Raw genomic sequence first — 3,850 nt, forward strand, 5'->3', positions numbered from 1 at the left:
CCCCCGTCATCACCCTCGACGCCCGCCGCCGCGACAGCGCCAAAAGCGCCCTCATCACCCTCGTCGAACACGCCCTCCTCGCCCGACTCCGGTGATAACGGTTCGGTAGGCATTTAAAGATCGAAAGTAACTCTCCGTAACATCTGGACCGCACTCTGCAGTATTCGGTCCACACTTGCCACTGAATGTCTGATTTGTACGCAGCAAATCGTGCGCAGACGCCTGTTTGTTCCGCATCGGCGCACGTGCTGAAATGCCAGCTACCCCATCGCCACCCTGGCAGTTCCACCCAGCAGCGGGCTGCGGCGAGCGGGGATTAGAGAGGTTGTTGTCGAGTGAGGCGTAAGCAGCCAGTCACCCCGCAGCGGCGCTCCGAGCCCCGCGAGAACGAGCCGGGCGGCAGCGGCCCGGCATCCGGGTTCTCGGCGTTCACGCCGAGTGCCGAGGAGCGGCCCGCCCCCCAGGTGGCCAGCGGGCCGGGCGGAGCGAGGGGTTCCGGGAGCCCGGAGCCGGCCGCCCCCGGCCGGTACGAGTTCCTGGCCCCCAGGAACTGGCGAGTGCCGACCCGTCTGATCGCGATCCTGCTGATCCCGGTGGTGATCTCGCTCGTCTTCGGTGGCCTCCGCGTCAACAGCTCCTTCGACGACTTCGTCAAGGCGACCCACGCCGAGAAGACCGCCCAGCTCGCCAAGGCCGCCACCGAGCTGGCCCACGCGCTGGAGTCCGAGCGCGACCTGACCTCGATCCCCCTGCTGGTCGGGCAGGACGACAAGGGCGAGATCAAGAAGTACCGGGACAAGACCGACCAGGCGCTCGCCGAGTACCGGTCCGCGTTCTCCCAGGTCTCCGACGACGACATGCTCTCCCGCCGCAACGACGCCTTCCAGATGCTGGCGATCCACCTGCCGCACCTGCGCGAGAACGCCTACAAGCGGGAGCTCTACGCCACCGCCACCCAGGCCGCGTACTCGACCCTGATCGCGCCGCTGATGGCGTACGACAACTCGGTCGGCTTCGGCAGCTCCAGCGTCACCAGCAAGGGCCGGGCGATCTACGCCATCTCGCTGGCCAAGGCCTCGGCCTCGACCCAGCGCGTGCTGATGTTCAACCTGCTGGTCGGCATCAGCCAGAAGCGGACCACCTCGCAGGAGAACGCCGAACTGGTCCAGCAGCTGGCGGTGGCCTCCAAGCTGGAGCAGGTCTCGGTCAACGAGTTCAACACCGGCAGCTCCGCCGAGGACGTCCGGGTCTACGCGGACGCCCTGGTGACCCAGGCCAACACCGACCAGCGCGCCGCCCTGAAGATGCCCGGCACCGACAACGCGCCGACCATGCAGGGCCTGATCTCGCTCGGGCTGTCCTTCGTCAACTCGGCGCAGAGCAACGCCAACGACGAGGCCAAGGCGTTCCAGGCCGCCCGTGACTCGGGGCTCACCCCCGAGCACTGGAACCAGGCCACCGCGAGCCACATCAACGCCCTCCGGGCGACGGAGACCCGTCTGCTCGAGGAGGTCGTCGGCGACGCGGCCAACATCAAGAACCGCGCCCAGACCGACATGATCCTCAACTCGGTCATCGTGGTGGTCTCGCTGGCCCTGGCCGGTCTCTTCACCGGCCTGATCGCCCGCTCGATGATCCTCGGCATGCGCACCCTGAACAGCGCCGCGCTGGAGATCGCCAACCACCGCCTGCCCGACCTGGTCGAGAAGCTCTCCAAGACCGACCCGGACCGGGTGGACACCTCCGTCTCCCCGATCCCGCTGCACGGCCGGGACGAGATCGGCGAGGTCGCCCGCGCCTTCGACCAGGTCCACCAGCAGGCGGTCTCGCTGGCCGCCGAGCAGGCCCTGCTCCGGGGCAACGTCAACGCGATCTTCACCAACCTGTCGCGCCGCAGCCAGGGCCTGATCCAGCGCCAGCTGGCGCTGATCACCGACCTCGAGAACAACGAGGCCGACCCGGACCAGCTGGAGAACCTGTTCAAGCTGGACCACCTCGCGACCCGTATGCGCCGCAACGGCGAGAACCTGCTCGTCCTCGCGGGCGAGGAGGCCGGCCGCCGCTGGAACACCCCGGTCCCGCTGGTCGACGTGCTCCGCGCCGCCGCCTCCGAGGTGGAGCAGTACGAGCGCATCGAGCTGGCCGGCATCCCCGAGGCCGAGGTGGTCGGCGCCGCCGTGACCGACCTCGTCCACCTGCTCGCCGAGCTGCTGGAGAACGCCACCTCGTTCTCCAGCCCGCAGACCCGGGTGCTGGTCAACGCCACCCGGCTGCCGGACGGCCGGGTGCTGGTCGAGATCCACGACAAGGGCATCGGCCTCACCGCCGAGGACTTCGCCGAGATCAACGAGAAGCTGGCCGAGCCGCCCACGGTGGACGCCACCATCTCCCGCCGGATGGGCCTGTTCGTGGTCGGCCGGCTGTCCCAGCGGCACGACGTCCGGGTCCAGCTCCGCCCCTCGGGCGAGTCGGCCGGCACCACCTCGCTGGTCATGCTCCCGCAGCCGCTCACCCAGCTCGCCGCGATACCGGAGCCGGAGGAGCAGTTCACCGTCTCCCGGATCTTCGCCGAGCAGGAGCCGCAGAACGAGTGGGACATCGTCGAGCAGGGCCGCAGCGCGGCCGAGCTGGGCTTCGACGACCACCTGACCGGCCACGGCGGCAGCAGCGGCTTCAGCCCCGCCCTGGAGGCCATGCAGCGCTCCCAGCGGCTGGACCAGCGCCGCCGGACCGCCCTGGAGGCGGGCCCGGGCCAGGAGCAGGACCAGGTGATCGACGCCGAGGTCGAGGAGTCGCCGTACGCCCCCGAGCAGTACGCCGAGGACGGCTACGGCTACCAGCAGCAGAACCAGTACGGCGGCGGCGAGCAGCCGCAGTACGCCGACGACGCCTACAGCGACCCGTTCGGTGCCCAGCAGCAGCCCCAGCAGCAGTACGCCGAGGACGGCTACGGCTACCAGGACGAGCAGCAGTACACCGACGCGCCCTACGGCGGGCAGTACGGCCAGCAGCCGTACGCCGAGCCGGAGTACGCCGAGGCGGCCGCCCAGGAGCCGTACGGGCAGCAGGAGCAGTACGGGTACCAGCAGGACCAGTACCAGCCGTACGAGCGCTACGAGGAGCCCTCCGGGCACCCGTACACCCCGGAGCCCGCGGCGCTGCCGTCGGCCGCTCCGGCGAGCACCCTCGGATCGGGGCTGCCGCAGCGCCGTCCCGGCCAGCAGTTGGCCGGTGCCGGTGCCGGGCCGGACCGCTCCACGAACATGTTCGGCGGCGGCCAGGCCAGTGCTCCGGGCGGCGCTCAGGGCGGCGGTCAGGGCGACGCCGACAAGCCCAACTGGTTCACCGGCGCCAAGGACACCACCGACGCTCCGGAGAACCGGGGCCACGAGGTGTCCGCCCTCGGCGGCTACGGGCCGACCGGCCCGACCGGTGCCCCGGGCGGTGACTGGCAGTCGCCCAACGACGGCGACTGGCAGCGCGCCGGCCAGCTCCGCGAGCCGGCCGCCGGCGGGACCACCCCGTCCGGTCTGCCGCGCCGGGTGCCCAAGCAGAACCTGGTGGCCGGGAACGCCAAGCCCAGCACCCAGGACGGCCCGCAGGTCTCCCGCAGCCCCGAGGAGGTCCGCGGTCGCCTGACCAACCTGCGCCGCGGCGTCGAACAGGGCCGTAGTGCGGGCGGGGACCCGGGCAACACCGGGAGTTTCCGGATCGATCCCCAGCAGAACAGCACCGATCTCTTCGGCGGCTCGAACCACCAGGAGCGTTGAGTTGAGTCAGATGAGCCAGGCCGCACAGAACCTGAACTGGCTGATCACCAATTTCGTGGACAACACCCCCGGGGTGTCCC

General features: G+C 70.3%; 1 protein-coding gene and 2 pseudogenes. All 3 read left to right on the top strand.

All coding sequences use genetic code 11. From position 1 onward, the window contains the following. A pseudogene (locus tag ABT118_RS32570) lies at window positions 1-95 on the top strand (ATP-binding protein); the annotation flags it as partial. A 462-nt stretch (window positions 96-557) separates the two neighbouring features. Continuing rightward, window positions 558-3,770: a sensor histidine kinase gene (locus tag ABT118_RS32575; protein WP_350678496.1), complete on the top strand. Its 3,213-nt coding sequence runs from the start codon at window positions 558-560 to the stop codon at window positions 3,768-3,770. 1 nt (window position 3,771) lies between these two features. Continuing rightward, window positions 3,772-3,850 (top strand): annotated as a pseudogene (locus tag ABT118_RS32580) (roadblock/LC7 domain-containing protein); the annotation flags it as partial.

This window comes from Kitasatospora sp. NPDC002040, assembly GCF_040296785.1.
Lineage (GTDB): Bacteria > Actinomycetota > Actinomycetes > Streptomycetales > Streptomycetaceae > Kitasatospora.